Source organism: Actinomadura sp. NPDC048955 (assembly GCF_040649435.1).
Lineage (GTDB): Bacteria > Actinomycetota > Actinomycetes > Streptosporangiales > Streptosporangiaceae > Spirillospora > Spirillospora luteofluorescens.
Window position 1 is genome coordinate 1 of the sequence record NZ_JBEZJI010000070.1, and the last position, 26,068, is coordinate 26,068.

Genomic DNA, 26,068 nt, shown 5'->3' on the forward strand with positions numbered 1-26,068 from the left:
CCACACCGGCGGCTTCATCCTGATCGACGAGGCCACCAACAACACCGTCGCCGCCGGAATGATCACCGGCGCGCGCTGACCGGACGCCGCGGGGCCCGCGGGCCCCGCGGCGGCACGGTCCGTTCTTTCCGGAACCGGCCGAGCGGTACCGGTCGCGCTCCCCTTACGCCCCGCCCTCGGGGGGCCGGGGGCGGTTGACCTTCTGCGCCGCCTTGTCGGTCAGGGTGTCGGCCGCGGGGGAGACGGCGTCGTCGGGCGGCACGAACGCGTCCAGGTTCACCTTGCTGAGCGTGATGGTCTTGTCGTTCGGCTTGTCCTGGTCGTCGAGGGGGCCGGCGTCCGGGGCGGCGGGCCGCGCGTGCTTGCGGGGGCGGGGCTGGTCGGCCTCGCCCGTGAGCGGGTCGCGCCGGGGGCCCGGTTCCCGCGCGGCGTGCGCCGCGGCGCGGCGCGGCTCCTTGGGCGCGGACGGCGCCGGCATGGGGGCCGGCAGCTGGGCTCCCGAGCCCGCCGAGCCGTCCCGCCGCCGCGGAGGCATGTCGCGGGGCTCGCGGGGCAGCGACGGCGCGGGCGTCGTCACGGCGATCTCGTCCTGCTTCGGCAGGACGACCGCGCCGAGCACGGCCGCGCCCATCCGGTGGATGCGGCGGACGCCGTCGCGGATCTGCGCGTACTTGGTGCGCGGGGTCTCCACGACGATGAGGGCGGCGTCGGACAGGTCGGCGAGGGCCTGGGCGTCGGCGCCGAGCTCGGTCGAGGGGGCCTCGACGACCGTGAAGCGGGCCTTCTCGCGCAGCGAGCCGATGAGGCGGGCCATCTGCTCGCGCTGCAGCATCTCGGCCGCGAGGTCGACGTCGGCGCCGGGGGTGATGGTGGCCAGGGACGGCAGCGCGTGGTTGCGGCGCACCACGTCGCGCAGCTCGACCCGGGCGAGCAGGAGCTCCGACAGCCCGGCCCCGCGGTGCAGCCCGAGCAGGTCGGCCGCCAGCGGCGACTGGAGGTTGGCGCACACCAGGAGGACGTTGGACCCGGTGCGGGCGAGCGCGGCGGCGAGGTTCACCGACACGATGCTGGAGCCGGGGCCGGGCGCGGCGCCGGTGACGAGGATGACGTGGTTGCCGTGGCCGAGGGTCGCGGTCAGCTCGTGCGCGAGCTCGTGGAAGTTCTGCCCGCTGCGGCTGCGCGCGGGCAGCAGGCCGAGCTCCTCCTTGCCGCGCCGCTGCGGGATGGACAGCAGGACGGGCAGGTCCAGGACGCGCTCGACGTCCCCGGCGACCCGCACGCGCCGGTCGAACCGGTCGTACATGATCGCCAGGATGATGCCGAGCAGCAGCCCGCCGGCCAGGCCGCTCGGCAGGAACTTGACGGGGTCGGGGCTGGAGGGCCCGGCGGGCGGCGACGCGCTGGTGATGATCTCGCCGCCGTCCACGTTCGCGGCGGCCACCTGCAGGTCGGTCAGCTTGTTGCTGAAGGCGTTGATCTGGGCGGTCAGCACGCGCCGCTGGGTGGCCCCGGCGGTCGTGAGCTTGGTGCGGACGTCGTTGATCTGCCTCTCCAGGACCGCGGCCTGGCTCTGCAGCCGCTGCACCGCCTTCTGGTTGCGGTTCTGGAGGTAGGCCTCGGCGAACGCCTGCGCTCCGGCGCGCGCCTTCCCCGAGCTGGACGCCGCCCACTCGATGACGAGGACGGAGGAGTTGGGCGGCACGGTGACCTGCACGCGGCGGCCGAGCGCCAGCGGCGAGTCGGACGCCCCGATCCGCTTCTGCACGAGGCTCGTCACCTCGGTGGAGCGCAGCCGCTGCGCCTCGGTCTCCAGGCTGAAGTCGTTCTTGCCGCCGTTGCTCTTGGGCACCTCGGGATCGGTGGCGGTGACCTGCACGATGGCCGTGGACACGTACGACTTGGGCAGCAGCACCAGGCCGGCGCCGGCGATCGCCAGTCCGAGCATCGCTCCGGCGACGACCACCCACCACCGCCGCCGGAGCATGGCCGCGTATTCCGCCAGCTCCGTGGAATCGGCCTTCGCCGTGGAGTCCATTAGCCGGGTGTTCCTCTCGCAGCCGTCGATTCTCGCCGTGCGCGCCCCGCGCGCGGTTCACTCCCCGTCGGAGTCCGGTCCAAGATACCTTGGCCCATTGATGGCGATCCCTTGAACGGCGGGTGACGGCGACGTCCCGCGCGCGGCGGCCACGGGGCCCGTCCGGCGGCCTGGCCAGGTGCGGTCAGCGCCGTCCGGCAGGTGCGGTCAGCGCCGGTTGAGCAGGCCCGTGAGGTTGTCCCATCCGGTGTGGCCCGCCACCCGCCCCTGGTCCGCCATGGCGGCCGGGACGTTGAAGCCGTAGCGCTGCTGCGGGGCCTGCCCGCCGGGCTTGCGGTCGAACGCCTGGCATCCCACCAGGGACGTCTGGTCGCCTTGGCCGACGAAGAAGCCGTCGGCCTCGTTCGCGCCCGCGCCGAGGTCGCGGGAGCCCGAGGTGTCGGCCACGCAGCCGGTGAAGACGTTCCGGTCGGCCTCGATGAACCAGCCGTGGGCGCGGGTGTCCTGGGACTCGCAGCCGATGAACTTGTTGCGCTCGCCCTTGACGTGCCAGCCGTAGTCGCGGCAGTACCAGGCCTTGCACGCCTGGAAGAAGTTGTTGGCGCCGCCGATCCCGTCGGAGCCGGGGATGGGCGGGCCGACGTAGAAGCCGGCGCTCGACCCGGTCTGCCGCCGCGTGGTCGCCTCGCAGGCGATCCACCAGCTGTCGGGGGCCTCCACGCGGAACCCGTACCGGCCCGCCTGGCGGACCCGGACGCGGCTCGTCACGCAGGCCTGGGTGTCGCTGCCGCGGTAGGCGACGCCGTCCAGCGCTGGCATGTAGACGGCGAGGTTGTCCAGGCGGCACACCGCGTCGGGCTCGCCCTTGTAGAACCGGCTGGTGCCGGTGATGTCGAGGTCGATGCCGATCCCGGCCCGGTCGGCGCAGTCGAGCACCAGGTCGGAGATGGAGACCCCGTCGACCGACCGGCCGTCCCCGATGGCGATCATCGCGTCCATGGACCGGGCCGCGCGCAGGCGGGTCCGCTGCCCGGCGCCGCGGATCGTGCAGCCCCGCGTGGGGACGAGCGGCTCGGTCAGGGGGTATTCGCCGTGCCCCAGCATGACGGCGGTGGCGCCGCCGGCGATGGCCCTCTGGATGGAGCCGCCCGGCGGGACGTACGTCCAGGGCCCCGTCTGCTCGGCGGCGGCGGGGGTCGGCCCGGGGCCGAGCAGCGTCTCCGCCGCGACGCCCACGGTGACGCCCGCCGCTGCGAACGCCGTTCCACCCAGCACCGACCGCCTCTGATACCAGCGCTCGTCCACTGCTCACTCTCCCCGATCGCGGCCCGCCCCGAGCCGGCGCGATCCCCTGGCGCAGGGGCGTAGGCTCGGCCTCCGAGTGTAAGGTTCGTATCCTCTTGCCGGTCGGAAACGGGTGACTCCGGTCAACCTCCGGTCAACCGGACGGGGTTCCGGAAGGTAGGGGAGGCGAGTTTGGTCACGACCGCGCCGCGGCGCCCGGCCGCGCCGCCCCGGCCGGGCAGGTCGGGTTCGCGGCGGCGGTTCGCCGGGTCCGGGCCGCGCGAGGAGACCCCCGAGGAGTCGGGCCGCAAGGATCTGCCGGCCTGGCCGCTGAGCCTGCTGTTCGTCGGCTTCCCGGTCTGGTGGCTGCTCGGCCTCGGTGCGTTCGCGGCGCCGATCGCGGCGTCGGTGATGGCGCTGCACCTGATGCTGCGCGGCGGGACGCGCGCACCCTGGCGGTTCGGGCTCTGGGCGCTCTTCCTGGTCTGGGTGATCGCGTCCGGAACCCAGATCGACAGCTTCGGGCGCGGTGTCGGCTTCATCTTCACGTTCATGAACTACGCGGCCGCGACCGTCGTGTTCGTCTACGCCTACAACTGCTCCGTGAAGCGGCTGCCGATCCGCCGCGCGCTCGGGATGGTGGTCGTCTTCTGGGTGTGGGTGGTGATCGGCGGCTTCCTCGGCGTGCTGATGCCCAAGACGGGGCTGACCACCCCGTTCGAGCGGATCCTGCCCGGCGCCATCGGGGGCAACGAGTACGTCCACGACCTCGTGCACCCGCAGTTCGCCGAGATCCAGCAGCCCTGGGGCGCGCCCGCGCCCTACAACCGGCCCCGCGCGCCCTTTCCGTACACCAACGCCTGGGGCGCGCACTACGCCCTGCTGTTCCCCTTCGTCATCCTGTACGTGACGCAGGCGCGGTTCCTCCTGCGGCTGGCGCTCATCGGCCTGATGGCGGCCTCGCTCGTCCCGGCCTTCGCGACGCTGAACCGCGGGATGTTCCTGGCGATCGTGGTCGGCGTCCTCTACACGGCGCTCCGCTACCTCGGACGCGGGCACGCCCGGTGGCCGGCGATGGTCATCGCGCTCATGGTGATCGGCGGCATCGCGGCGCTCCTGTCCGGCGTCGGCTCGGGGATCGACAGCCGCACGGAGTACAGCTCGACCACCAACGACCGCCTCGGCCTCTACGGCGAGGCGTTCGTGCGGACGCTCGACTCGCCGGTGCTCGGGTACGGCGCCCCGCGACCGTCCGAGACCTACGTGGTGTCAGTGGGGACCCAGGGCGAGTTCTGGCACCTCATGTTCTCCTACGGCTTTCCGGGGCTGGTGTTCTTCTGCGGCTGGCTGTGGCTGCTCTCGATGCGCACCCGGAGGGTCACGCCCGACTCCCTGCTGTGGCTCCACGCGGTGGTGGTGATGGCATCGTTCATGCTCTTCTACTACAGCCTCGACCAGACCGAACTGATCCTGGTCTTCGTGGCGGGTGCGCTGATCCTGCGCGGATCGGCCGAAGGAAAGGCGGGAGGCGCGGATGACCGCGGCGTTGCCGCAGGCTGACCAGGGGACCGGCGGGGGCGGGCGGCGGCACGGCCGCGACCTGCGTGAGTTCGCCCGCGGCGGGGCGATCGGCCTGGTCAGCTCAGTGATCGCGGCGGCCTCGGGGTTCCTGCTCACCGTCGTCGTCGCCCGGACGCTGGGCGTCGCCGAGGCGGGCGTGTTCTTCGTGGTCGTGGCGCTGTTCACGATCGTCGCCGAGATCGCCGAGCTGGGCGCCGACACCGGGCTGGTGCGGACGACCGCGCGGCTGCGCGCCCTCGGCCGGGTGGACGAGCTGCGCCGGCTCATGATCGTCTCGCACGTGCCCGTGGTGGTCGTCGGCGTGCTGTGCTCGGTGGGCGCCTACCTGGCGGCCCCCTGGATCGCCGACCGCTTCGTCGACCCGGCGGACGCCGAGACGGCCGTGACGCTGCTGCGGATCTCCGCGCCGTTCCTCGGGCTCATGGCCCTGACCCGGGTGGCGCTCGGCGGCACCCGCGGGCTCGGGAGCGTCACCGCCTACTCGCTCATCAACAACGTCCTTCTGCCCGGCGCCCGCCCGCTGCTGGTCGGCCTGGTGTTCGTGCTCGGCCTGGGGGCCGCCGGAGTCATGGTCGCCTGGACGGCGCCGATCGCGGCGTCGTTCGTCGCGGCCGTCCTGGTGCTGTGGCGGATGGTGCCCCGCGCCGAGGCCGGCCACCGGCCGGGCGACGCGACGGCCGGGGCCGCGACGGGCGAGGCCGGGACGCGGCGCGGGTCGACGGGACGGGAGTTCTGGGCGTTCTCCGGTCCCCGCGGCGTCGCCGCCGCGGTCGAGATCGCCCTCGTGTGGGCCAACGTCCCGCTGGTCGCGATGCTGGTGTCCAGCGAGGAGGCGGGCGTCTACGCCACCGCCAACCGGTTCGTCAGCACCGGGACGCTGGTGCTCCAGGCCGCCCGCATCGCGATCGCGCCGCAGGTCGCCGCGATGCTCGCGCGGGACGAGCGCGACCGGGCCGGGCACCTGAACTCGCTGGCCACCCGGTGGGTCGTCCTCGCGTCCTGGCCGATCTACCTGGTGCTGGCCAGTTTCGGCCCGTTCCTGCTGGCGCTGTTCGGCGAGGGGTTCACCGGCGGCGCCGTCACGCTGGCGGTGCTCGCGGGCGCGATGCTGCTCGCACTCGGCGCCGGCAACGTGCAGACGGTGCTGCTCATGGGGGGCAAGAGCTCCTGGAGCCTGGCCAACAAGTCGGTCGCCCTGGCGGTGAACATCGTGCTGACCCTGCTGCTCGTCCCGCCGTTCGGCATCGCGGGAGCGGCGGCGGCCTGGGCGGTGGCGATGCTGATCGACACGGTCGCGGCCGCGCTGCAGGTCCGCTACCTGCTCGGGCTGCGGCTGGACGTGCGGCGCGTCGCCGTGACCGGGCTGTGGGCGCTGGTGTGGTTCGGCCTGACCGGTGTCGCCCTGCGGACCGTTCTCGGGACCTCGGCGCCGGTCTTCGTCCTCTACGCCGTCGTCGCCTGCGCCGGATACGCGGCTACGCTGTGGCGTCTGCGGCACTCGCTGGGGGGTGCCGAGTTCCTCGGCGCGGTCCGCAACCGCGGCGCCCGACAGGGGGAGAGTGCATGACCAGGGGTCTGGTTTCCGGTCTGAAGGATCGTTCGCCGCGGGCCTTCAAGGACATGGCCAATTCCGTCACCCGGACGTACGGCATGCGGACGGCGGATCAACGCCATCTTCCCGACTTCATGGTGATCGGCACTAAACGGGGCGGAACGACGTCGCTGTGGAACTACCTGATCCAGCATCCGCTGGTCATGCCGATGTTCCCGGCGTCGCGCGGGCTGAAAAGCCCCTGGTACTTCTATGTGAACTATGCCAAGGGCGATGTCTGGTACCGATCCCATTTCGCCACCGAGGGCGAACTCGACCGGCTCGAACAGAAGGCGGGCAGCCGCCCGCTGACCGGCGAGGCGTGCCCCTACTACATGTACTATCCGCTCGCCGCCGAGCGGATCCACGAGCGGATGCCGGACCTCAAGGTCATCGTCGTGCTGCGCGATCCGGTCAAGCGCGCCTACTCCCACTACTGGGAGGCCGTCGGCAAGGGCGTGGAGGACCTCGGGTTCGCGGAGGCGCTCGCCGCCGAGCCCGAGCGGCTGCGCGGCGAGGTCGAGCGGATGCGCGCCGAGCCGCTGTACTACAGCGAGGCGCACGACTTCCACAGCTACCGCGACCGCGGCGTCTACCGGCCGCAGCTGGAGCAGTGGCAGGAGCACTACCCGCGCGAGAACTTCCTGATCATGTCCGCGGAGGAGATGTACGCCGACGAGCAGGCCGCGCTCGACCGCGCCTGCGGCTTCCTCGGGCTGCCCCCGCACCGGCTGCGGAGCGCCGAGCGGCACAACCACCTGCCCGCGCCGCCGATGGACGCCGCGGTCAGGGAGGAGCTGACCGAGTTCTACCGGCCGCACAATCGAGAGCTGTTCGAGTGGCTGGGCGTCGATTTCGGCTGGCCGAGCTGAGCGGGCGCGACGCTCGAACCGGCGGCGTGGTTTACGGTTGTGGCGCGGAATTTTCCCCGCCTTGTGGAACGCGCTAGGACCTTGTTCACATTCCTATTCCAGGATTCTGGATTTCGTTGACCGGTAGTCTCCACCTGCACTAACGTTGCGTCATTCTCATGCGTGGCGCCCGGAGCGGCAGTGGAAACACCTGCTCAGCGCCATCCCCTCCGTCGAATCCCCCGGGGGAAGTACATGCCAGATCGATTGCGTTTCCTGCGCGGTGTCCGGTACCGCAGGAGCGCCGTGACCATAGCGGCCACCGCGGCGCTGGTGACCGGCACGGTCGTCGCGACCGTGTCCGCGCAGGGCGGCGAGAACCGGTCGGCGTCGCTCAGCGCGGCGGCCGTGCAGCGGGACGGCAAGACCTCCGCCAAGGCCGCGGCCTCCTGCTGGGCCATCAAGCAGCAGTTCCCCTCCAGCACTGACGGGATCTACTGGCTGCAGACGCCGAAGCTCATCGCGCCCGACCAGTTCTACTGCGACATGACCACCGACGGCGGCGGCTGGGTGCTCGTCGGCCGCGGCCGGCAGGGCTGGAACTTCGCCTTCCCCGGCCAGAACGGCGCCGCGTCGGTGCGCAACAGCCCGACCGGCACGGCCGCGTTCACCCCCGCCACCCTGCCCGCGAAGACCATCGACGGGCTGCTGAACGGCCACACGGTCGACGACCTGCCCGACGGGGTGCGGATCCGGCGCGCGACCGACGCCGGCGGCACCAAGTGGCAGAACATGCTGTGGAAGTTCCAGAAGGCCGCGCCGTGGTCCTGGACGTTCGACGCCGACCCGTCGCACCCGCTGTCGTCCGTCTCCTTCGACGGCACCGACTACAGCGGGGGCAACACCAGGCAGGTCACCAAGGACAGCCTGCTCAGGCCGACCCACGGGTTCTACACCTTCGAGACCAAGCAGAACAGCTGGCAGCGGGGCTTCTCCTACCGGTCGTACGTCACGGCCGGCGACAACAGCCCGACCAGCTACCTGTGGCGGTCCGGCGTCTCGGGCGGCAACACCATCCCGTTCGCCCAGGTGTGGATCCGGCCGAAGCTGACCGACCTGCAGTACCCGGCCGTCCCCGACTCGGGCACGCCGTCCGCCAGCGAGAAGCCGCTGATGAGCAACAAGACCTCCGGCGGCGCCTGGGGCGTCACGGGTGTCGTGAGCGGCGGGACCGGCGAGGCGCACCTCGAGGTGCAGGGCATGGCCGTGTCCGGCAACACCATGTACGTCGGCGGTGAGTTCAAGTACGTCCAGAAGGGCGCGTCGCCCGCCTCCGGTGAGAAGGTCGAGCAGTCGTACCTGGCCGCCTTCGACACCGCGACGGGCGAGTGGAAGTCCTCGTTCCGGCCGAAGCTGAACGGCGGCGTCTGGGACCTGCAGGTCGCCGGGGGCAAGCTGATCGTCGCCGGTGAGTTCACCAAGGCCAACGACGCGGCCAACACCACCGGCCTCGTGGCGCTCGACCTCGCGACGGGCAAGAACGCCGCCGGCTGGCAGGCCAACGTCACCAACTCCACGGGCGGCGCCGCCATGGCCCGCGCGCTGGACCTGCAGGGCGACTGGCTGTACGTGGGCGGCAACTTCACCCGGATCGCGGGCGGCAACCCGATCGGCTCTCCGATCTCCGTGGGACGCGCGGCGCGCGTCCGCGTCTCCGACGGCAAGCCCGACGGGACGTGGAAGCCGGCCTTCAACGGCTCGGTGATGGAGCTGGACGCGAACTCCACCGGTGACCGGGTCTACTACTCGGGCTACTTCACCAGCGTGAACTCCAAGCCCGCGCGGAAGATCGCGGTGATCGGCACGGCCGCTCCGGCGGTCCAGGTCGCCGGGCTGGACGACCAGAACTGGCACCCGAGCACGCCGACGGTCGACAAGCAGTACCAGCAGATCATCCGCGAGTTCGGCGACAAGGTCTGGGTGGGCGGCTCCGAGCACGTCTTCAGCGCCTACACCAAGAGCAAGTTCGAGCGGCTCCACACCGTCATCGCCAAGACCGGAGGCGACTTCCAGGCCGCGGTGGAGATCAACGGCATCGTCTACGCGAGCTGCCACTGCTACAACTTCCTCTACCACGACGGCGACGCTTGGCCGACGCCGACCACCTGGTCGCAGATCCAGTCCATCAACGCGGTCGGCGCGTTCGACGGCAAGACCGCCGAGCCGGTGTCGGACTTCCTGCCGAGCATCGCCACCCGCGCCGGCAACGGGCCGTGGGAGATGACCAAGGACGCTCAGGGCTGCATGTGGATCGGCGGCGACATCAACCGCGGATCCTGGCTGAGCACCGGCTATCAATGGGCCGGCGGATTCACGCGCGTGTGCCAGCAGGACGCGACACCGCCCGCGAAACCGACGGACCTCAAGGTGGCGTCCGACGGCGGCGGGGTGAAGGTCTCGTGGAAGGCGCCCGCGGAGAACGAGGGCGTCAAGTACGAGGTCATCCGTGACGACCGGGTCATCGGCGTCACGGCGAGCTGGCACCTCGACGTCACCGAGCCCGGTGGCAACTACTGGGTGCGGGCCATCGACGCGGGGGGCAACCGCTCCGCTTCGACGGCGGTCGCGTCACCCTGACCGGCAGACCGGACCGTGATCGGGCCCGGGTTCGGCGCAAGCCGAGCCCGGGCCCGCTCCGTTTCCGGGTTGCTGTCCGAAGGGGGCGGGCCCAGGCGGGGCAGAGGGTGCTAGGGCCTGTCTCGAAGTGCCCGGCCACGCGCGCGAATGCGTGACCTGCCCGGTGGAGCGAGGCCGGAGGCGAGCGGAGCCGGGCAGATCGCGAAGCGATGCCGCGTTCGCCCAGGGCCGGTCACGTAGCGAGCCGCCAGGCGAGCGAAGTGGGCCGGGACTGAATCAACACGCCTAGGGTCGCCAGCGCGCGAGGACGTCGAGCATCGCGGGGAACAGGGCGGGGTTCCAGCCTCCGCCGCCGAGCTTGAGCCGGTGCGTGCGCGTGAACATCTCCAGCAGGTAGAGGCGCGCCATCAGCTCGCGGGCCTCCGCCGCCACGCCGAACGCCTCCAGCTCGTCCCGGGCGGCGCTCTCGACGGCGGCGACGGCCGCGTCCAGCGGGGCGCCGCGCAGCACGAGGGCGACCTGGAAGCGCCAGTGCAGGAGGTCGAGGCCGACCGGTGCGCCCGTGGCGCTGTGCTCCCAGTCCCACACGTGCAGGTCGCCGGCGTGGTGGCCGACGTTCCACGGGACCCAGTCGCCGTGCCAGCGGCCGATGCGCAGCTTCGACTCCCCGTGCCGGTCGGCGAGACCGTCCATGACGGCGCTCATGGCCTCGGCGAGGCGGGGCTCGTCGCCCATGGCGGCGACGCCGTCGCGCAGCCGCCGCCAGAACGCCGTGTCGGTGAGGCTCTCCCAGCCCGAGGACGCGCTGTCGGCGACGGCGAGGGTGAACCCTGGCTCGGGCGGGCTGTCGGGGTCGGCGTGGCCGCTCACGCGGGCCGGCAGCGGCGCCGTCACCGTGATGAGCAGGTCGCGCCACGGGCCGTGGTGCAGGAGCGCGGGGACGTGCGGGCGCGGCCCGCCCGTCCCGGGACCGGACGCGGCCAGCGCGGCCCCGACGGCCTCCACGGCCGCCGCCTCGGTCGCGGCCATCTCCTTGGTGGCGGGACTCCAGCCGATCTTCGCGTAGCCGAGGGGCGCGCCGTCGCCCGAGAAGACCTGGAGGGTCGGCTTGCCGTTGGGGTCGAGGGGGCGCACGCCCAGCCCGAAGACGATCCGCGGGACGTCCAGCACCCGGCGCAGGTGCTCGCCGAGCAGGTGGTCGGCGGCCTGTCCGGCGGGGATGTCCGAGCGCAGGCCGACGGTCAGCCGGTGCCGCAGCAGGCGCTGGGCGAGACCCGTGCGGAACGCGGCGCCGAGCACCCGCCGGGTCGCCCGCACCTGCCCGGAGCGCAGCCGGTTGTAGCAGGTCAGGGTGGCCGCCGCGGCGGCGTGGCCGGCGATCGGAACGAGGAACCGCGCGTTGGCGGGGCTCGGTACGACCGCGTAGCTCTCCATGGGGCGGTAGCCGGCGGGAAGGTCGCCGAGGGTCGCCAGGACCGGCGCGTCCGGGCCGGACTCGCCCCACAGCCGGACGATGAGCTCGCGCAGTGGCTCGGACGTGGGCACGACGACTCCTGTGCGATCCGGTCGGGGGTTCCGCGCGAGTCTACCGGCCCGCCGGTGGCGGCATCCGCCGCTCGCCCGCGAAGCGCGGTCACGGCGCCGTTGCCGGATGTGGCCGCCCCGACCGAGATGCCGGGAAGTGGCCAAGGGCCCGAGCCGGATGGCATAGGGTTCCTTGACCCCTGGTACCGCTTCTACCGGGTCAGCTGATCGTGAGAAGTGGGGGATTCCCAGATGCTGTTTCCACGGCGCACCATGGCGGCCTGCCTTGTGACGGCCGTTCTGCTGCCCGCCGCGTCCGCGTGCGGCGGCGGGGGCGACGGCAAGTCCGCCGGACCCGAGCCCAGCGACCCGAGCGCCCCCGCTTCCGCGGGCGCCTCCGACCAGCCGGCCGGGGGCGAGAGCGACAAGTCGAAGGGCGGCGCCAAGCCGCCGGCGAAACCGACTCCGGTCTCGCAGACGCGTCCCTACCTCTACCCGCCCAAGGTGGGGGGCTCCGGGGCCGTGTGCGGCACCGCCCAGAACAACCAGGCGGCGCAGTACGGCCTGAAGGTCATGCGCGGCAAGGCGTCCTGCTCGCAGGTGCGCACCGTCTTCACCACCTACTTCGGCTACATCGCCGAGGTCGAGGTCCGCGGTTACGGCTACGACGGCAAGCCGCTCACCTCGGCCGGCTGGACCTGCCGGCCGCACGTCAAGGGCGACGTGACGCTGCGGTCGATCGACTGCGCGAAGGGCGGCGCGCTCGTGAACGCCTCCCTGCTGCCCAGCTGAGGCAACGCACGGCCCGGGGGCCCGGCCGGTGATGGCCGGGCCCCGGCGGCGTCAGATGCCGCGCCCCCGGCGGTGCAGGAACCGGACGATCCGGTCGGCCTTGATCAGATGGCAGGCCACGGCGACGGTCAGGTAGGCGCGCGGCTCCCGCCAGTTCGCCCGGACGGTGCGGCGGGCCCACCGCAGCGCCGACCGGCGGCGTCCCGACGCGGCCTCCGCGAACGCGACCTGCCCCGCGATGCGGCCGTAACCGGCCGGTGCCAGGCGGAACTCGGGGAACCGCTCCAGCAGCCACGCCAGGGCGTCGGCGATGACGCGCCAGCGCTGCGCGAAGTAGGACTGCTTGTGCCACAGGACCTCGACGTGCACCTCGGGCACGTTGACGATCGCGTGGTCGCGGGCGGCGCGCAGCAGGAACTCGTAGTCCTCGCCGTGGCTCCCCGGCACCTCCTCGCTCACCAGGCCGATCCGATCGACCAGCGCGTTCCTGCGGAGCAGGAACGTCGAGGGGTGCAACTCGGTGAGGCGGGAGTACAGCAGGTCGGTGAAGGTGACTTCGCGGCGGTCGAGGGCCCGGTCGACCTTCGTGTCGTCGTACAGGACGCGGATGCCGCAGCAGGCGAGGCCGGCGTCAGGCGCCGTCCGCAGGGCCGCGACCTGCGCGTTCAGCTTGCCGGGCAGCCACCGGTCGTCGTCGTCGCAGAACGCGACGAGGTCGCCGCCGGCGGCGAGGATGCCGGAGTTGCGGGCCCCGGCGAGGCCCTGCGACCGGGTGTTGACCATGACCGAGACCCGGCGGCCGGGCTTGTCGACGGCGACGGTGTCGTCGGGTTCGCTCTGGTCGTGGACGACGAGGCAGTCGACATCGCCCGGGTAGTCCTGGGCGAGGATCGATTCGAGCGCGACGCGCAGCAGCTCGGGGCGGTTGCGGGTGGCGATGACGACGGTGACGCTCGGGTACTCCTCCGGCTCCCCGGCCGCGGGGGCCGGAGCCTGCGCCGGGAGCGCGGACGTCCCGCCGCGCACGGTCATGAGCGTGTCGATCAGCGAACCGGTCCGCCGGACCGCGGCGGCCTGCGCCGTCCCCGAGTCTCCCTCCGCGAGGCGGAAGGCGTCAGGCTCGTCGAGCAGCCGGTCGAGCCGCGCGCGCAGGTCCTTCTCGTCCGCGCAGGAGGCGACGAGGCCCTTCTCCTCGATCCGCCGCAGGAAGTCGATCTGGTGGCCGTCGACGATCTCGTCGAAGGCCGGGTCGCGCGGCACGATGACCGGCAACCGGCCGAGGCGGCGCGCCTCGCCGATCGTCGAGGCGCCCGCGTGGGTCACCACGGCGGCCGCCCGTTCCATCAGTTCCAGCAGCTCGACGTGGTCGAGGAAGTCGCGCGGCTCGGCGTGCTCGGGGGCGCGGGAGGCGCCGTGCTGGACGACGCAGCGGACGCGGCCCCGTCCCGTCTCGGCGTACCAGCGGTCCACCCATTCGATCAGCCGGTCGAAGCGGTGGTAGTCGGTGCCGACGGTCACGAGCACCAGCGGAAGGTCGCTCACAGCAGGTTCCCCACAACGACGGAGTTCGAGTAGAAGCGGCGCTGCTCCTCCCACTGGACCAGGAACAGCGACGCGAACGGACGGCAGAGCCGTCCGGTCAGCGTAGGCGAGTCGATGCGGTCGTACACCTCGATGTAGACGGCCGGGATCCGCATCAGCTTGGCGAGGACGAAGAAGGGCAACGCGACGCCCGCGCCCGTGGAGACGACGACGTCGGGCCGTGTCCGCCGCAGCAGCCGCCAGGCGAGCCGGGTGTTGCGGAGCAGGTTCGGGATGTTGCGGGTGGTGGGCTGGTGCGCCCACGACACCTGCTCACCGGTCAGCAGGGACTCCGCGTGGCGCGACTCGAACGTCACCCAGGAGCGCTCGTGCGACCGCCACCAGGGTTCGAGCGCGAGGAGCTGGGTCAGATGGCCGCCCGCCGACCCGATCAGCAGGACGTGTTTTCCGGTTGGGGGCACTGGACTCCTTCGAAGGTGCGAGCGGAACTGCGCGCGGGGCGGTCGCCCGGGGCCGGCGCCGCCGGGGCGGGGCGGAGCCGGGAGGGGGACGGGCGGTGCCCGGTCGTTCAGTCCGTCGCGGTGCGCTTCAAAGAGCCGTGCGGAGCGCCGGCGCGGGCGGGCCGCACGCCGAGGACGCCGACGGTGTCATGCGGCCATCGTGGGTCCACGTTCGCTCTGCTCTCCTGAGGCACCGGCGACGCCGGGGGAAACGACCGGAGAGGGCAGCGTATCCCGGCGCGGCGCGGTCCGTTGGCGAAGGACGAGCCAGGCGGCGACCGTGGCGGCGGTGAGGACGACCATGATCCAGGCGAGCGGGGCGGGCGCGAGGCCGAACATCTTCAGCGAGGAGGCGACCAGCACGAGGGCCAGCACCCGCCGGATCAGGGCGCTCGGGGCCCGGGAGGAGATCTTGGAGCCGAGGTAGACGCCGGGGACGGACCCGGCGAGCAGCGCGGCGGTGACCTCCATGCGGAAGTCGCCGAACAGCAGGTGGCCGATGGCGGCCGCGAAGACCAGCGGGACGGCCTGGAGCAGGTCGGTGCCGACGAGCTGGTTGGCCTTGAGCGCCGGGTAGAGGGCGAGCAGCGCGACGATGATGAGGGAGCCGGAGCCGACCGAGGTGATGCCGACGACGAGGCCGCCGACGACGCCGATCAGCACGGTCGGGACGGGCCGGACCGTGATCTCGGGGGAGCGGTCGCCGTCCGCGGCGGGTCCGCCGCGTCCCCGGCGGGCGAGGTAGCCGCGCAGCACCAGGCCCACGGCCGCGATCATCAGGGCGGCGCCCATCGCCTTGCCGATGACGTTCTCGACGGAGTGGCCGTGGCCGAGCGCGCGGGCCAGCAGGACGCCGGAGAACGCGGCGGGCACCGAGCCGGCGCACAGCCATCCCACCAGCCGCATGTTGATCGTGCCCTGCCGGTAGTGGACGGCGCTGCCCACCGGTTTCATCACGGCGGCGGCGACCAGGTCGCTGGACACGGCGGCGAGCGGGCTCACTCCGAAGAAGGTCACGAGCATCGGCGTCATCAGGGCGCCGCCGCCCATCCCGGTCAGCCCCACGATGATGGCGACGAGGAACGAGCCGAGCGCCATCGTCCAATCGAAGTCCATCGGCATGACCTACCTGTCATGTAGGAATTATGGTTAACACGATAGGTGATGCCCTCCGGATCAGGAAATACCGGGTAGGGAGGGGCGAATGGGGCGGGGGAGGCTACTCCGCCCGCACCCAGCCGCCGCCGACCAGCAGGTCGAGGACCTGGGCGACCGCCTCGTCCGGTGACAGCCGCGCGGTGTCGAGGGTCAGGTCGGCGTCGTCCGGCTCCTCGTAGGGGTCGGAGATGCCGGTGAACTCGGGGATCTGCCCGGCGCGCGCCTTGGCGTACAGGCCCTTGCGGTCGCGCCGCTCGCACTCCTCCAGCGGCGTCGCCACGTGCACGAGGATGAAGTCGCCCACGGCGGACACCATCCGCCGCACCTCGGCGCGGGTGGCCGCGTAGGGGGCGATCGGCGCGCAGATCGCGGTGCCGCCGTGCCGGGTGATCTCGGCGGCGACGAAGCCGATGCGGCGGATGTTGAGGTCGCGGTCGGCGCGGGAGAACGTCAGGCCCGCCGACAGCATCCGCCGGACGACGTCGCCGTCCAGCAGCGTGACCGTCCGGCCGCCGCGCTCCACCAGCGCGTCGGCCAGGCCGCGCGCGACGGTGGACTTCCCGGAGCCGGACAGGCCGGTGAAGAACACCGTGATGCCGCGCGAGCGCTTCGGGGGGCGCGCCAGCGCCAGCTCGGCGGCGACGGCGGGCGGGGTGAACCAGTCGGGGACGGGCTCGCCCGCGTCCAGCAGCTCGTTCAGCCGCTCGGGGGTCAGCTCCGCCTGGACGTGGTCGGGCTCGATGCGCGCGACGGGCCGCCAGACCTCCACGTCGGCGTCGTAGGCCCACGGCTCCGGGACGACGAGCGGGACGGCGGTGCCGGCCATCTCCCGCTCGGCGAGCAGGTGGGTGGCCCCGTAGGCGGCGGCGACGTGCGCGCGGAGCAGGACGTCGCGCTCCTGGTCGCCGCGCGCCGGCAGGGGTACGGGGATGATCTGGGCGCCGTCCGGCAGCTCCTTGCGGACGCCGAGCAGCGCCCGGACGAGGGACTCGTCGTGCTCGCCGCCCAGCAGCGGCAGGACGAGGACCTTCGCGGCGAGCCGCTCGGCGACCTGGCGGAGCTGGCCGAGCTGCTTGCGGTGCAGGGGCTCGCGGGTGGCCACCGCGAGCACGGCGCCCTCGAACGCGTCGAGCTCGTCCGGGCGGCGGCGCAGGCGGTGGAACGGTCCGTGCGCGGGGGCGCGGAGGGCCTCCAGCGGCCCGGCGAGCCGCCACCCCTGGGTCGTCGGGTCCTGCCACGCCTCGCCGACCCGCAGCACCGCGAGCGGCACGCCCTCGGGGTCCTGCAGGACGATCCGCTCGTGGCCGGTCAGCTCCTTGGGGACCGAGAGCGTGACCGGGACCGGCCATGGGGTGCCGTCCGCGAGCCGCCCTCCGGCGATCACCATGGCGGTGTCGAACGAGCCGAGGAAGCCCGTCAGCGGGCGGTACACCCCCGCGAGGACGAGTTCGAGGTCGGCGAGCTCGACCGGGTCCGGGGTCCAGGCGGGCAGGTCGCGCAGCGTGTCGGGAAGGCCGGCTTCGGCGGTCACCGCGATCTCCGATCCCGCCCGGCGAGACGGCCGGGCTCGTCCGTGGCGAGCAGGGTTTTCGCAGGAAAAATACTGCCCCGGCCTGGCCGCGCGCACGTCCGCCCCCGCGCGGACGGCCCGCCGCCCCCGTTCAGATGACCCGCGCGAAGCGGTTCTCGGGCTTGCGGATGACGAAGGTGACCTCGCTGTGGTCCGCGGTGAGGCGCCCCCGGGTGACCGCCGACACCAGCCGGCAGAGCAGGTCGGCGAGGCCGGTTCCGGCCCCGAGGGCTTCCAGCGCCTGCCGCGAGGTGTACTCCTCGGCGACGACCAGCCCGCGCATGACGCAGTACCAGCGCAGGCCCGACCGGGACGCGACCCGGTCGTAGATCGCCGGGGGCGGGCTCGTCCGGACGACCGGCACCGGCCGGGGCGCGGCGGGCGGGGCCTCGCCCGCCGGGGCCTGCCCGGTGCCCAGGGGCGCGATACCGGCAGCCCCGCCCTCGCCCGCCGGGTGCGGGACGCGGGCGTGGGCGCCGCGGGCGCGCCGCGGGCGGTCGGCGGCCGGGGCGCGCCCCGGGCGGAGGCGGCGCCGGCCGGACGCGCGCAGCCAGCCGGGGAGCGTGCGGTCCAGGAACCCGAACGCGGTGTCGCGGTCGCGCAGGTGCACCAGTAGCAGCCCGCCGGGTTTCAGCGCGGCGACGAACCGGTCGAGCACCAGTTCGGCGTGCGGGACGCGCTCGATCAGGTACGAGGCGTGGACGATGTCGAAGGCGCGCGGCGGCAGCGGGACGGTGCGCAGGTCGCCGAGGTGCCAGGCGTCGAGGTCGGGCCGCTCGCAGGTGTAGGCGCGCAGCTCCGGGGACTCCAGGTCGACCCCCGTGACGTCGCGGTCGCGGTCGCCGAGGTCGAGGCCCGTTCCCCAGCCGCAGCCCGCTTCGAGGACGTGGATCCGCTGCAGGGGCTTCTCTAGGGCGTACTGGCGGGCGCGTTCTGAGAAGAGATCGCCGCCGTTGACCGGCGACGTACGCAGATCGGTCACAATCTCGCAGCGTAATCGCTTGGCTGCGCTCCGTCCGCTATTTGCCTTTTCTTGGCGCCGGCCGTGTCGCCGTCCGTGCCGGTCAGGGCACGGACGGCGAGCCGCGCCCCGGTGGACGGGCGCCTTCGGCGGCGCCTGACCGAGCGCCGCCCGGGCCGCGTACGCTGGTACGCGGTACCGGGGTCCGGAAGGATTCCGGCTTTTCGGGCTGCCCTGCCTCGGGGCGATCATGCGGGCGGATATCGCGAATGACGCTTTCTGGACTTGTTGACCTTGCGTGCACCGACCCCGGTCTGCGGAACGCGCTCGCGCGGCCGCGCACGGACCGGGAGATCGTCGCGCCCGCCGCGCTGTGGCCGATCCTGGCCGCCGCGCTGAGTCGCCGGCTGGGCGAGGACGGCGCGGGCGTCGTGCTCGCGGTGACCGCCACCGGCCGCGAGGCCGAGGACCTGACCGCCGCCCTGTCGAGCCTGCTCGACCCCGGGCGCGTCGCGCACTTCCCGGCGTGGGAGACGCTGCCCCACGAGAAGCTGTCGCCGCGCTCGGACACGGTCGGGCAGCGGCTGGCGGTGCTGCGCCGTCTCGTCCACCCGGGTGCGGGCGGCCCGCCCGGCGGGGACGGCTCGGCGAAGGGCGGCGCGCTGGACGTCGTGGTGACGCCGGTCCGCGCGGTGCTCCAGCCGATCGTGTCCGGGCTCGCCGACCTGGAGCCGGTGCGGCTGGCCTCCGGCGAGGACGCCGACATGGACGACGCCGTCCGGCGCCTGGTGGAGGCCGGGTACCACCGCGTCGACCTGGTGGAGAAGCGCGGCGAGATCGCGGTGCGCGGCGGGATCCTCGACGTGTTCCCGCCCACCGAGGAGCACCCGCTCCGGGTGGAGTTCTGGGGCGACACCGTCGAGGAGATCCGCTACTTCAAGGCCGCCGACCAGCGCTCCCTGGAGGTCGCGCAGGGCGGGCTGTGGGCGCCGCCGTGCCGCGAGCTGCCGCTGACGGAGAAGGTGCGCGAGCGCGCCGAGATGCTCGCGCGGGAGCACCCCGCGCTGGAGGAGATCCTCGGCCGGATCGCCGACGGCGACACCGTCGAGGGCATGGAGGCGTTCTCGCCCGTCCTCGCCGAGAGCATGGAGCTGCTGACCGACCTGCTGCCGGACGGATCGGCGCTGCTGGTCTGCGAGCCGGAGCGGATCCGCACCCGGTCGGTCGAGCTGGTCCGCACGAGCCAGGAGTTCCTGGAGGCGAGCTGGGTCAACGCCGCCGCCGGGGGAGAGGCGCCCATCGACCTCGGCGCCGCGGCGTTCCGCTCGCTGGAGGAGGTCCGCGAGCACAGCACGGAACTGGGGCTGCCGCGGTGGAGCGTGACGGCGCTGAGCCCGCTGGCGGCGGCGGGCGCGGCCGACGGCCCTCCGGACGGCGGAGCCCCGGACGGCGGCGCGGAGGCGCTGAGCCTCGGGGTGCAGCCGGCGGAGGCGTACCGCGGCGACACCTCCCGCGTCGTCGGCGACCTCAAGGGCTGGACGGACGGCGGCTGGCGCGTCGTGCTGGTCACCGCCGGGCACGGGCCCGCCGAGCGCCTCGTCCAGCTCGCCCGGGAGGAGGGCGTCGGCGCGCGGCTCGCCGACCTGGCCGCCGAGCCCGAGCCGTCGGTGGTCACGGTCACGACCGGGCTGCTCGACAACGGGTTCACCTGGGAGTCGGTCAAGCTCGCGGTGCTGACCGAGACCGACCTGTCGGGGCAGAAGTCGTCCACGCGCGACGCGCGGCGCATGCCGTCGCGGCGCCGCGGCGGCATCGACCCGCTCCAGCTCAGGACGGGCGACTACGTCGTGCACGAGCAGCACGGCGTCGGGCGCTACGTGGAGATGGTCAGCCGGACGGTGCAGGGCGCCACCCGCGAGTACCTGATCCTGGAGTACGCCAAGAGCGACCGGCTGTTCGTCCCGACCGACCAGCTGGAGGAGCTCACCCGCTACGTCGGCGGCGAGGCGCCCAGCCTGCACCGGCTCGGCGGCGCCGACTGGCAGAAGGCCAAGTCCCGCGCCCGCAAGGCGGTCAAGCAGATCGCCGGGGAGCTGATCCGGCTCTACTCGGCGCGGATGGCGAGCCCCGGCCACGGGTTCGCGCCCGACACCCCGTGGCAGCGGGAGCTGGAGGACGCCTTCCCCTACAACGAGACGCCCGACCAGCTCGCCGCCATCGACGAGGTGAAGGGCGACATGGAGCGGCCCGTCCCGATGGACCGGCTGATCTGCGGCGACGTCGGCTACGGCAAGACCGAGATCGCCGTGCGGGCGGCGTTCAAGGCCGTCCAGGACGGGCGGCAGGTCGCGGTGCTCGTGCCGACGACGCTGCTGGTGCAGCAGCACCTGTCGACGTTCGCCGAGCGGTTCGCGGCGTTCCCCGTCGTGGTGAAGCCGATCAGCCGGTTCCAGTCCGACAAGGAGATCGGGGAGACGCTGAGCGGGCTGTCGGAGGGCTCGGTGGACGTCGTGGTCGGCACCCACCGGATCCTGTCGTCGCAGACCCGGTTCAAGAACCTCGGCCTGGTGGTCATCGACGAGGAGCAGCGGTTCGGCGTCGAGCACAAGGAGGAGCTGAAGCGGCTGCGGACGCAGGTGGACGTCCTCGCCATGTCGGCGACGCCGATCCCTCGGACGCTGGAGATGGGCCTCACCGGCATCCGGGAGATGTCGACGATCCTCACCCCGCCGGAGGAGCGCCACCCCGTCCTGACGTTCGTCGGCCCGTACGAGGAGAAGCAGATCGCCGCGGCGATCCGGCGCGAGCTGCTGCGCGAGGGCCAGGTGTTCTTCGTGCACAACCGGGTCCGCTCCATCAACAAGGTGGCGGCGAACCTGGCGCGGCTCGTCCCGGAGGCGCGGATCGCGGTCGCGCACGGCCAGATGAACGAGCACGAGCTCGAGAAGGTCATGGTCGACTTCTGGGAGAAGAACTACGACGTCCTGGTCGCGACCACGATCGTGGAGTCCGGGCTGGACGTGCCGAACGCCAACACCCTCATCGTCGACCGCGCCGACATGTACGGGCTGTCGCAGCTGCACCAGCTGCGCGGGCGCGTCGGGCGCGGCCGGGAGCGGGCCTACTCCTACTTCCTCTACCAGCCGGAGCAGCCGCTCACCGAGACCGCGCACGAGCGGCTCGCGACGCTGGCGCAGCACACCGAGGTCGGCGCCGGCATGTACGTCGCGATGAAGGACCTGGAGATCCGCGGCGCGGGCAACATCCTCGGCGCCGAGCAGTCCGGGCACGTCGCGGGCGTCGGGTTCGACCTGTACGTCCGGATGGTCGGCGAGGCGGTGCGGGAGCTGAAGGAGGGCGGCGGCGAGCCCGAGGCCGTCGAGACCAAGGTCGAGCTGCCCGTCGACGCGCACCTGCCGCACGAGTACGTGCCGGGCGAGCGGCTCCGCCTGGACGCCTACCGGCGGATCGCCGCGATCACCTCCGAGGACGAGATCGGCGCCGTGCACGAGGAGCTGAAGGACCGGTTCGGCCCGCTGCCCGTCCCGGTGCTGAACCTGCTGGAGGTCGCCCGGTTCCGGGCCAGGGCCCGCAGGGCGGGGCTGAGCGACGTCACCCTCCAGGGCACCTTCGTCAAGTTCACGCCCGTGCACCTGCCCGACTCCAGGCAGGTCAGGCTGCAGCGGCTGTACCCGAAGAGCATCCTGAAGCCGGCGACCGACACGCTGCTCGTGCCCGCGCCGAAGACCGCGCAGCTCGGCGGCCGCCCGCTGCGCGACCAGGAGCTGCTGAAGTGGGCGACCGACCTGGTGGACGCGCTGTTCCTGGAGTCCCCGGCGCGGCGCTAGGCTGGCGCCGCCCCGATCTAGCGACGAGACGAGGAATCCGTGCCTGGTAAGTCCGTGAAGGCGGCGGTGGCGGTCGTGCTGGCGGCCGGCGCGCTGGCCGGCTGCGGCGGCTCCCCGAAGGTCGGCACCGCCGCACTCGTCGGCGACGACCGCATCACCGTCACCACCCTCACCCAGACCGTCCGTGACTGGCGCTCGCAGTTCCGCTCGGACCCGGCGGCCAACGAGCTGCGCGCCAACCCCGCCAATCCGGCGCCGCAAGTCGCCGGCGACTCCGAGTCCGACCTGCAGGGCGCGCTGACCCTGCTGATCAACTTCAGGGTCGCCGACAGGGTGGCGCGGCGGGCGGGGGTCGAGGTCACCGGTGGGCAGGTCGACGGGGCGCTCCAGGCCCTGGACCGCCAGGGCGGGTCCCAGTCGATCACGCTGGCGAGCGGGCTGCCCCGCGCGCACGCCCGCGACCTGGCGCGGCTGGTGGCGACGCAGCTGGCGGTCATGCAGCGCTACGGCGCCGACCTGAACAACCGGCTGAACCCGGCGACCGAGCAGGCCGGACGGCAGTGGAACGAGCTGTTCCAGCGCACCGCCGCCGGCATGCACATCAAGGTCAACCCGCGCTACGGGCACTACGACCCCGCCAAGTTCGAGGTCGCCCCGATCGTCTACCGGCTGTCCAGCCCCGATTCGGGTATCTGAGTCGCATGAGCCTGACCGTGCTGGCGACCACGCACCGGGTCGCGCCGGGCCTGCTGACCTGGCGGGCCTGGGACGCGCTCCGGTCGGCGGACGCCGTCCGCCTCCGCGACGGGCATCCGCTGCTGCCCGCGCTCCTCGACGCCGGCGTCGTCCCGGATCTCGTGGAGGAGCCCGACCCGGCCGTCCTGGTGGCCGACGCCCGGCGCGCGGACGTCCTGTGGGCGGCCGCGCCCGAGGGCGACGAGGCGCTGATGCGCGGGATCGGGGCCCTGGTCGTCGACGACCCGCTGGACGTCGAGGTGCTGCACGGCTCCTACGACCTGCCCGGCGCGCGGCTGCTCGACCTGGTGTCGGTGATGGACACGCTGCGCCGCGAGTGCCCGTGGGACCGCAAGCAGACGCACACCACCCTCGTCCCGTACCTGCTGGAGGAGGCGTACGAGGTCCTCGACACCGTCCAGGAGGGCGACTACGGCGCGCTCCGCGAGGAACTGGGCGACGTGCTGATGCAGGTGGCGTTCCACTCGGTGGTGGCCGCCGAGCGCGACGACGGGACCGAATTCACGATCGACGACGTGGCGGGCGCGATCGTCGACAAGCTCGTCCGGCGGCACCCGCACGTGTTCGGGGACGTCACCGTCTCCGGCGCCGACGAGGTCAACGCCAACTGGGAGCAGATCAAGGCGGCCGAGCGGGCGGAGAAGAGCGGCGCGGACGCCTCGGCGCTCGACGGGGTGCCGATGGGCCAGCCCGCGCTGTCGCTGGCCGCGCAGTTGCAGCGCCGCGCCGCGCGCATGGGCGCCCCGTCCGGCCTCGCCGAGGGGCTGGCGGAGGAGGCCGGGGCAGGGCTGGGCGGACGGCTGTTCGCGCTGGTCCGCGAGGCTTGTGAGCAGGGAGTGGACGCGGAGTCGGAGTTGCGGGCCGTTTCCCGGGTATTCCGCGAGCGTGTCCGAGCGTGGGAGCGGCGCGAGCCCTGAATCGGGGGATAACGGGCGGAACCTCGCCGATGGGGTGGTCCGCTCGGGGAGGCGCGTCTACTCTGAGCGCGTGCCGACCGAGGCCGGAAGTGACGCTGGGGATCCCGGGCGGGGAGCCCCCGCCGCGCGGCGCCGCCGCCTGCTCACCCCGTCGACGACCCGCGCCGAGAAGGCCCGCGCGCTGCGCGGCCTCGGCGCCTTCGGCGGCCTGGCCGGCCTGCTCGTCGCGCTCATGCTGCTGCCGACCGCGTGCACGGCGGGCGTCGGCGCCCGCGACGCCGCCGGGTGGTTCGAGGCCGAGCCGGACGGGCTGAGCACCTCGGGCGTCCCGCAGCGCTCGAAGATCCTCGCCGCGGACGGCTCCACTCTCGCCACGTTCTTCTACCAGAACCGGGTCGACGTCCCGTTCAAGAAGATCGCTCCGGTGCTGCGCCAGGCGGTGCTGGCGATCGAGGACAGCCGCTTCTACGAGCACGGCGCCATCGACGCGCAGGGCACCCTGCGGGCGCTCGCCAGCAACCTCAGCAGCGGCCAGGTGACGCAGGGCGGCTCCGGCATCACCCAGCAGTACGTGAAGAACCTGCTGCTCACCCAGGCCGACACCGACGCCGAGCGCCAGGAGGCCCGGGAGGTCTCGGCCGCCCGCAAGATCCGTGAGCTGAAGTACGCGGTCGCGCTGGAGAAGAGGTTCAGCAAGGACGAGATCCTGCGCCGCTACCTCAACATCGCCTACTACGGCGACGGCGCCTACGGCGTCGAGGCGGCGTCCCGGCACTACTTCTCCAAGCACGCCTCCGAGCTGACGCTGCCGGAGGCGGCGCTGCTCGCGGGCGTCGTCCGCTACCCCTACGCCTACGACCCGATCCGCCACCCCGGCGCGGCCCGGCAGCGGCGCGACACCGTCCTGACCCGGATGGCCGAGCTCGGCTGGCTCGATCCGGCCAGGGCGGCCGAGGCCAAGCGGGCGCCCGTCAGGCTGGACGTCGCCAACGTGCACAGCGGCTGCGTCACCAGCGACGCCCCGTTCTTCTGCGACTACGTCCAGCGCGAGATCCTCACCGACCCGGTGTTCGGCGAGACGGCCGAGGACCGGGAGAAGCTGCTCAAGCGCGGCGGGCTGACGATCCGCACCACCCTGGACCGGCGGGCGCAGAGGGCCGCGCAGCGCGCCGTCGACCGGCACGTCCCGCCGAAGAACTCCGCGCACAAGGCCGCCGCCGAGGCGATGGTGCAGCCGGGCACCGGCGAGATCAAGGCGATGGCCGTGGACCGCGAGCTCGGCCCCGACCGGGACCGCGGCAGGACGTGGATCAACTTCGCCGCCGACGCCAGCCACGGCTCCAGCATCGGCATGCAGGCCGGGTCCACGTTCAAGGCGTTCACGCTGGCCGCGGCGCTGGACGAGGGCATGCCGTTCGGGACCCGGATGATGGCGCCGCGCGCGTACACGCCCGTCGGCTACCGCAACTGCGACGGCGACCGCGTCGGCGACGCGTCCGCCTCCCTGCGCAACTCCGCCGACGGCGAGGGCGGCAAGCAGTTCAGCCTCGTCACCGGGACGCACCACTCGGTCAACACGTTCTTCCTCGCCCTGGAGAAGAAGGTCGGCCTCTGCGACACCGTGAAGATGGCCGAACGGCTCGGGATGAAGCAGGCGAACGGCAAGCCGCTGGAGCAGTACCCCTCGTTCACGCTCGGCTTCAACCCCGTCTCCCCGCTGCGGCTCGCGGCGGCCTACGCGGCGTTCGGCGCCCGCGGCCGCTACTGCGAGCCGATCGCGATCCGGGAGATCCGCGGCGCGTCCGGCAAGAAGCTCAAGGTGCCGGGGCGCCACTGCGAGAAGGCGATGGACGAGGGCGTCGCGGACGCCGTCAACTACGTCCTGCGCGGCGTCCTGACCAAGGGCACCGCGCGCGGCATGGGCCTCGGCCGCGACGCCGCGGGCAAGACGGGGACCGTCGACAACTTCTCCGCCGCCTGGTTCGCCGGGTACACCCCGGACCTGGCGGCGGCCGTGTGGGTCGGCGACCCGCGGGGCGGCTACAAGCACCCCATGGAGAACCTGTGCATGGACGGCCGGTGCTACGGGTCGGTGTTCGGGGCGACGATCCCGGCGCCGATCTGGCGGCAGAGCATGCTCGGGGCGCTGTCGCGCACCGGTCCGTCCTCGTTCCACCGGCCTCCGTCGCGCTACTTCAGCAGGGGCTCCGGTGAGGACCGGGCCAGGGTGCCCGACGTGCGCGGCATGAAGCCGGGCGAGGCCGTCGCGAGGCTCCGCGCCGCCGGCTTCAAGGCCCGGATCGGCGCGCCGGTGGAGTCCCGCCGGTTCCCGAAGGGGACCGTCGCCGGGCTGTCGCCCGCGTCGGCCGAGCCCGGCGACACCATCACCCTGTACGTCAGCAAGGGCGCCGGGCGCGGCCCCGGCGGGCAGCGCAGGGGAGGCGGCCCGCCCGTCACACCGACCCCCGAACCCGGCGGACCGGCGCGGCAGGCCCCCGCGTGACCTGCGCCGACGTGTGAT

General features: G+C 73.1%; 17 protein-coding genes. 9 read left to right on the forward strand and 8 right to left on the reverse strand.

The features are described 5' to 3' along the window. Window positions 1-163 precede the first annotated feature (163 nt). Both AB0C84_RS39285 and AB0C84_RS39290 read right to left on the reverse strand, forming a co-directional pair. Complete coding sequence (locus AB0C84_RS39285) at window positions 164-2,035, reverse strand: Wzz/FepE/Etk N-terminal domain-containing protein (protein ID WP_361076212.1); 1,872 nt, start codon at window positions 2,033-2,035, stop codon at window positions 164-166. Window positions 2,036-2,242: 207 nt separating this feature from the next. Continuing rightward, window positions 2,243-3,340, reverse strand: a complete 1,098-nt coding sequence (locus AB0C84_RS39290) for a hypothetical protein (protein WP_361076215.1) — start codon at window positions 3,338-3,340, stop codon at window positions 2,243-2,245. Between the two features lie 171 nt (window positions 3,341-3,511). On the opposite strand from AB0C84_RS39290, the gene AB0C84_RS39295 reads away from it, so the two are divergent. From AB0C84_RS39295 to AB0C84_RS39310, 4 genes are all read left to right on the forward strand, one after another. Next, entirely contained in the window at window positions 3,512-4,879 is a 1,368-nt protein-coding gene (locus AB0C84_RS39295) for an O-antigen ligase family protein (RefSeq protein WP_361076218.1), read from the forward strand. Next, window positions 4,854-6,467 (forward strand): oligosaccharide flippase family protein, encoded by a 1,614-nt coding sequence (locus AB0C84_RS39300; RefSeq protein WP_361076221.1) that lies wholly within the window; start codon window positions 4,854-4,856, stop codon window positions 6,465-6,467. The genes AB0C84_RS39295 and AB0C84_RS39300 overlap by 26 nt, the downstream gene beginning before the upstream one ends. Continuing rightward, window positions 6,464-7,363 carry a sulfotransferase domain-containing protein gene (locus AB0C84_RS39305; protein ID WP_258941094.1) on the forward strand — a complete coding sequence of 300 codons (900 nt, stop codon included), beginning with the start codon at window positions 6,464-6,466 and terminating at the stop codon, window positions 7,361-7,363. The genes AB0C84_RS39300 and AB0C84_RS39305 overlap by 4 nt, the downstream gene beginning before the upstream one ends. Window positions 7,364-7,648: 285 nt before the next feature. Further along, window positions 7,649-9,979 carry a fibrinogen-like YCDxxxxGGGW domain-containing protein gene (locus AB0C84_RS39310; RefSeq protein ID WP_361076224.1) on the forward strand — a complete coding sequence of 777 codons (2,331 nt, stop codon included), beginning with the start codon at window positions 7,649-7,651 and terminating at the stop codon, window positions 9,977-9,979. A 285-nt stretch (window positions 9,980-10,264) separates the two neighbouring features. Here the strand turns inward: AB0C84_RS39310 and AB0C84_RS39315 are convergent, their stop codons facing one another. Next, a complete protein-coding gene (locus AB0C84_RS39315; RefSeq protein WP_361076227.1) occupies window positions 10,265-11,524 on the reverse strand; it encodes a hypothetical protein in 1,260 nt (419 codons plus the stop codon). 231 nt (window positions 11,525-11,755) lie between these two features. Here AB0C84_RS39315 and AB0C84_RS39320 point away from each other — a divergent pair, with 231 nt between their 5' ends. Then, entirely contained in the window at window positions 11,756-12,295 is a 540-nt protein-coding gene (locus tag AB0C84_RS39320) for a hypothetical protein (RefSeq protein WP_258941097.1), read from the forward strand. A 51-nt stretch (window positions 12,296-12,346) separates the two neighbouring features. Here AB0C84_RS39320 and AB0C84_RS39325 read toward each other — a convergent pair whose 3' ends face one another. The 5 genes from AB0C84_RS39325 to AB0C84_RS39345 all read right to left on the reverse strand — a co-directional run bounded on the left by AB0C84_RS39325 (window position 12,347) and on the right by AB0C84_RS39345 (window position 18,047). After that, window positions 12,347-13,837 (reverse strand): glycosyltransferase, encoded by a 1,491-nt coding sequence (locus AB0C84_RS39325; protein ID WP_361076230.1) that lies wholly within the window; start codon window positions 13,835-13,837, stop codon window positions 12,347-12,349. Continuing rightward, window positions 13,834-14,298, reverse strand: a complete 465-nt coding sequence (gene pssD / locus AB0C84_RS39330; protein ID WP_258941099.1) for a PssD/Cps14F family polysaccharide biosynthesis glycosyltransferase — start codon at window positions 14,296-14,298, stop codon at window positions 13,834-13,836. The genes AB0C84_RS39325 and pssD overlap by 4 nt, the downstream gene beginning before the upstream one ends. Window positions 14,299-14,484: 186 nt before the next feature. Next, a complete protein-coding gene (locus tag AB0C84_RS39335) occupies window positions 14,485-15,453 on the reverse strand; it encodes a sulfite exporter TauE/SafE family protein (protein ID WP_361076233.1) in 969 nt (322 codons plus the stop codon). A gap of 103 nt (window positions 15,454-15,556) precedes the next feature. After that, window positions 15,557-17,026, reverse strand: a complete 1,470-nt coding sequence (gene cysC / locus AB0C84_RS39340) for an adenylyl-sulfate kinase (RefSeq protein WP_258941101.1) — start codon at window positions 17,024-17,026, stop codon at window positions 15,557-15,559. Between the two features lie 130 nt (window positions 17,027-17,156). Continuing rightward, on the reverse strand, window positions 17,157-18,047 hold the full coding sequence (locus tag AB0C84_RS39345; protein WP_312879201.1) for a class I SAM-dependent methyltransferase: 891 nt from the start codon (window positions 18,045-18,047) through the stop codon (window positions 17,157-17,159). A gap of 248 nt (window positions 18,048-18,295) precedes the next feature. Here AB0C84_RS39345 and mfd point away from each other — a divergent pair, with 248 nt between their 5' ends. From mfd to AB0C84_RS39365, 4 genes are all read left to right on the forward strand, one after another. Then, entirely contained in the window at window positions 18,296-21,874 is a 3,579-nt protein-coding gene (mfd, locus tag AB0C84_RS39350) for a transcription-repair coupling factor (protein WP_361076238.1), read from the forward strand. 39 nt (window positions 21,875-21,913) lie between these two features. Continuing rightward, a complete protein-coding gene (locus AB0C84_RS39355; protein ID WP_258941104.1) occupies window positions 21,914-22,570 on the forward strand; it encodes a hypothetical protein in 657 nt (218 codons plus the stop codon). Between the two features lie 5 nt (window positions 22,571-22,575). Beyond that, a complete protein-coding gene (locus AB0C84_RS39360) occupies window positions 22,576-23,547 on the forward strand; it encodes a MazG family protein (protein WP_361076241.1) in 972 nt (323 codons plus the stop codon). Window positions 23,548-23,617: 70 nt separating this feature from the next. After that, complete coding sequence (locus AB0C84_RS39365) at window positions 23,618-26,050, forward strand: transglycosylase domain-containing protein (protein WP_361076244.1); 2,433 nt, start codon at window positions 23,618-23,620, stop codon at window positions 26,048-26,050. Window positions 26,051-26,068: the final 18 nt, after the last annotated feature.

Bases quoted from the DNA above. Each gene is read 5' to 3' on its own strand.
- AB0C84_RS39360 (WP_361076241.1), top strand. From the start codon at position 22,576: ATGAGCCTGACCGTGCTGGCGACCACGCACCGGGTCGCGCCGGGCCTG.
- AB0C84_RS39300 (WP_361076221.1), top strand. From the start codon at position 4,854: ATGACCGCGGCGTTGCCGCAGGCTGACCAGGGGACCGGCGGGGGCGGG.
- AB0C84_RS39335 (WP_361076233.1), bottom strand. From the start codon at position 15,453: ATGGACTTCGATTGGACGATGGCGCTCGGCTCGTTCCTCGTCGCCATC.
- mfd (WP_361076238.1), top strand. From the start codon at position 18,296: ATGACGCTTTCTGGACTTGTTGACCTTGCGTGCACCGACCCCGGTCTG.
- AB0C84_RS39320 (WP_258941097.1), top strand. From the start codon at position 11,756: ATGCTGTTTCCACGGCGCACCATGGCGGCCTGCCTTGTGACGGCCGTT.
- AB0C84_RS39285 (WP_361076212.1), bottom strand. From the start codon at position 2,035: ATGGACTCCACGGCGAAGGCCGATTCCACGGAGCTGGCGGAATACGCG.
- AB0C84_RS39305 (WP_258941094.1), top strand. From the start codon at position 6,464: ATGACCAGGGGTCTGGTTTCCGGTCTGAAGGATCGTTCGCCGCGGGCC.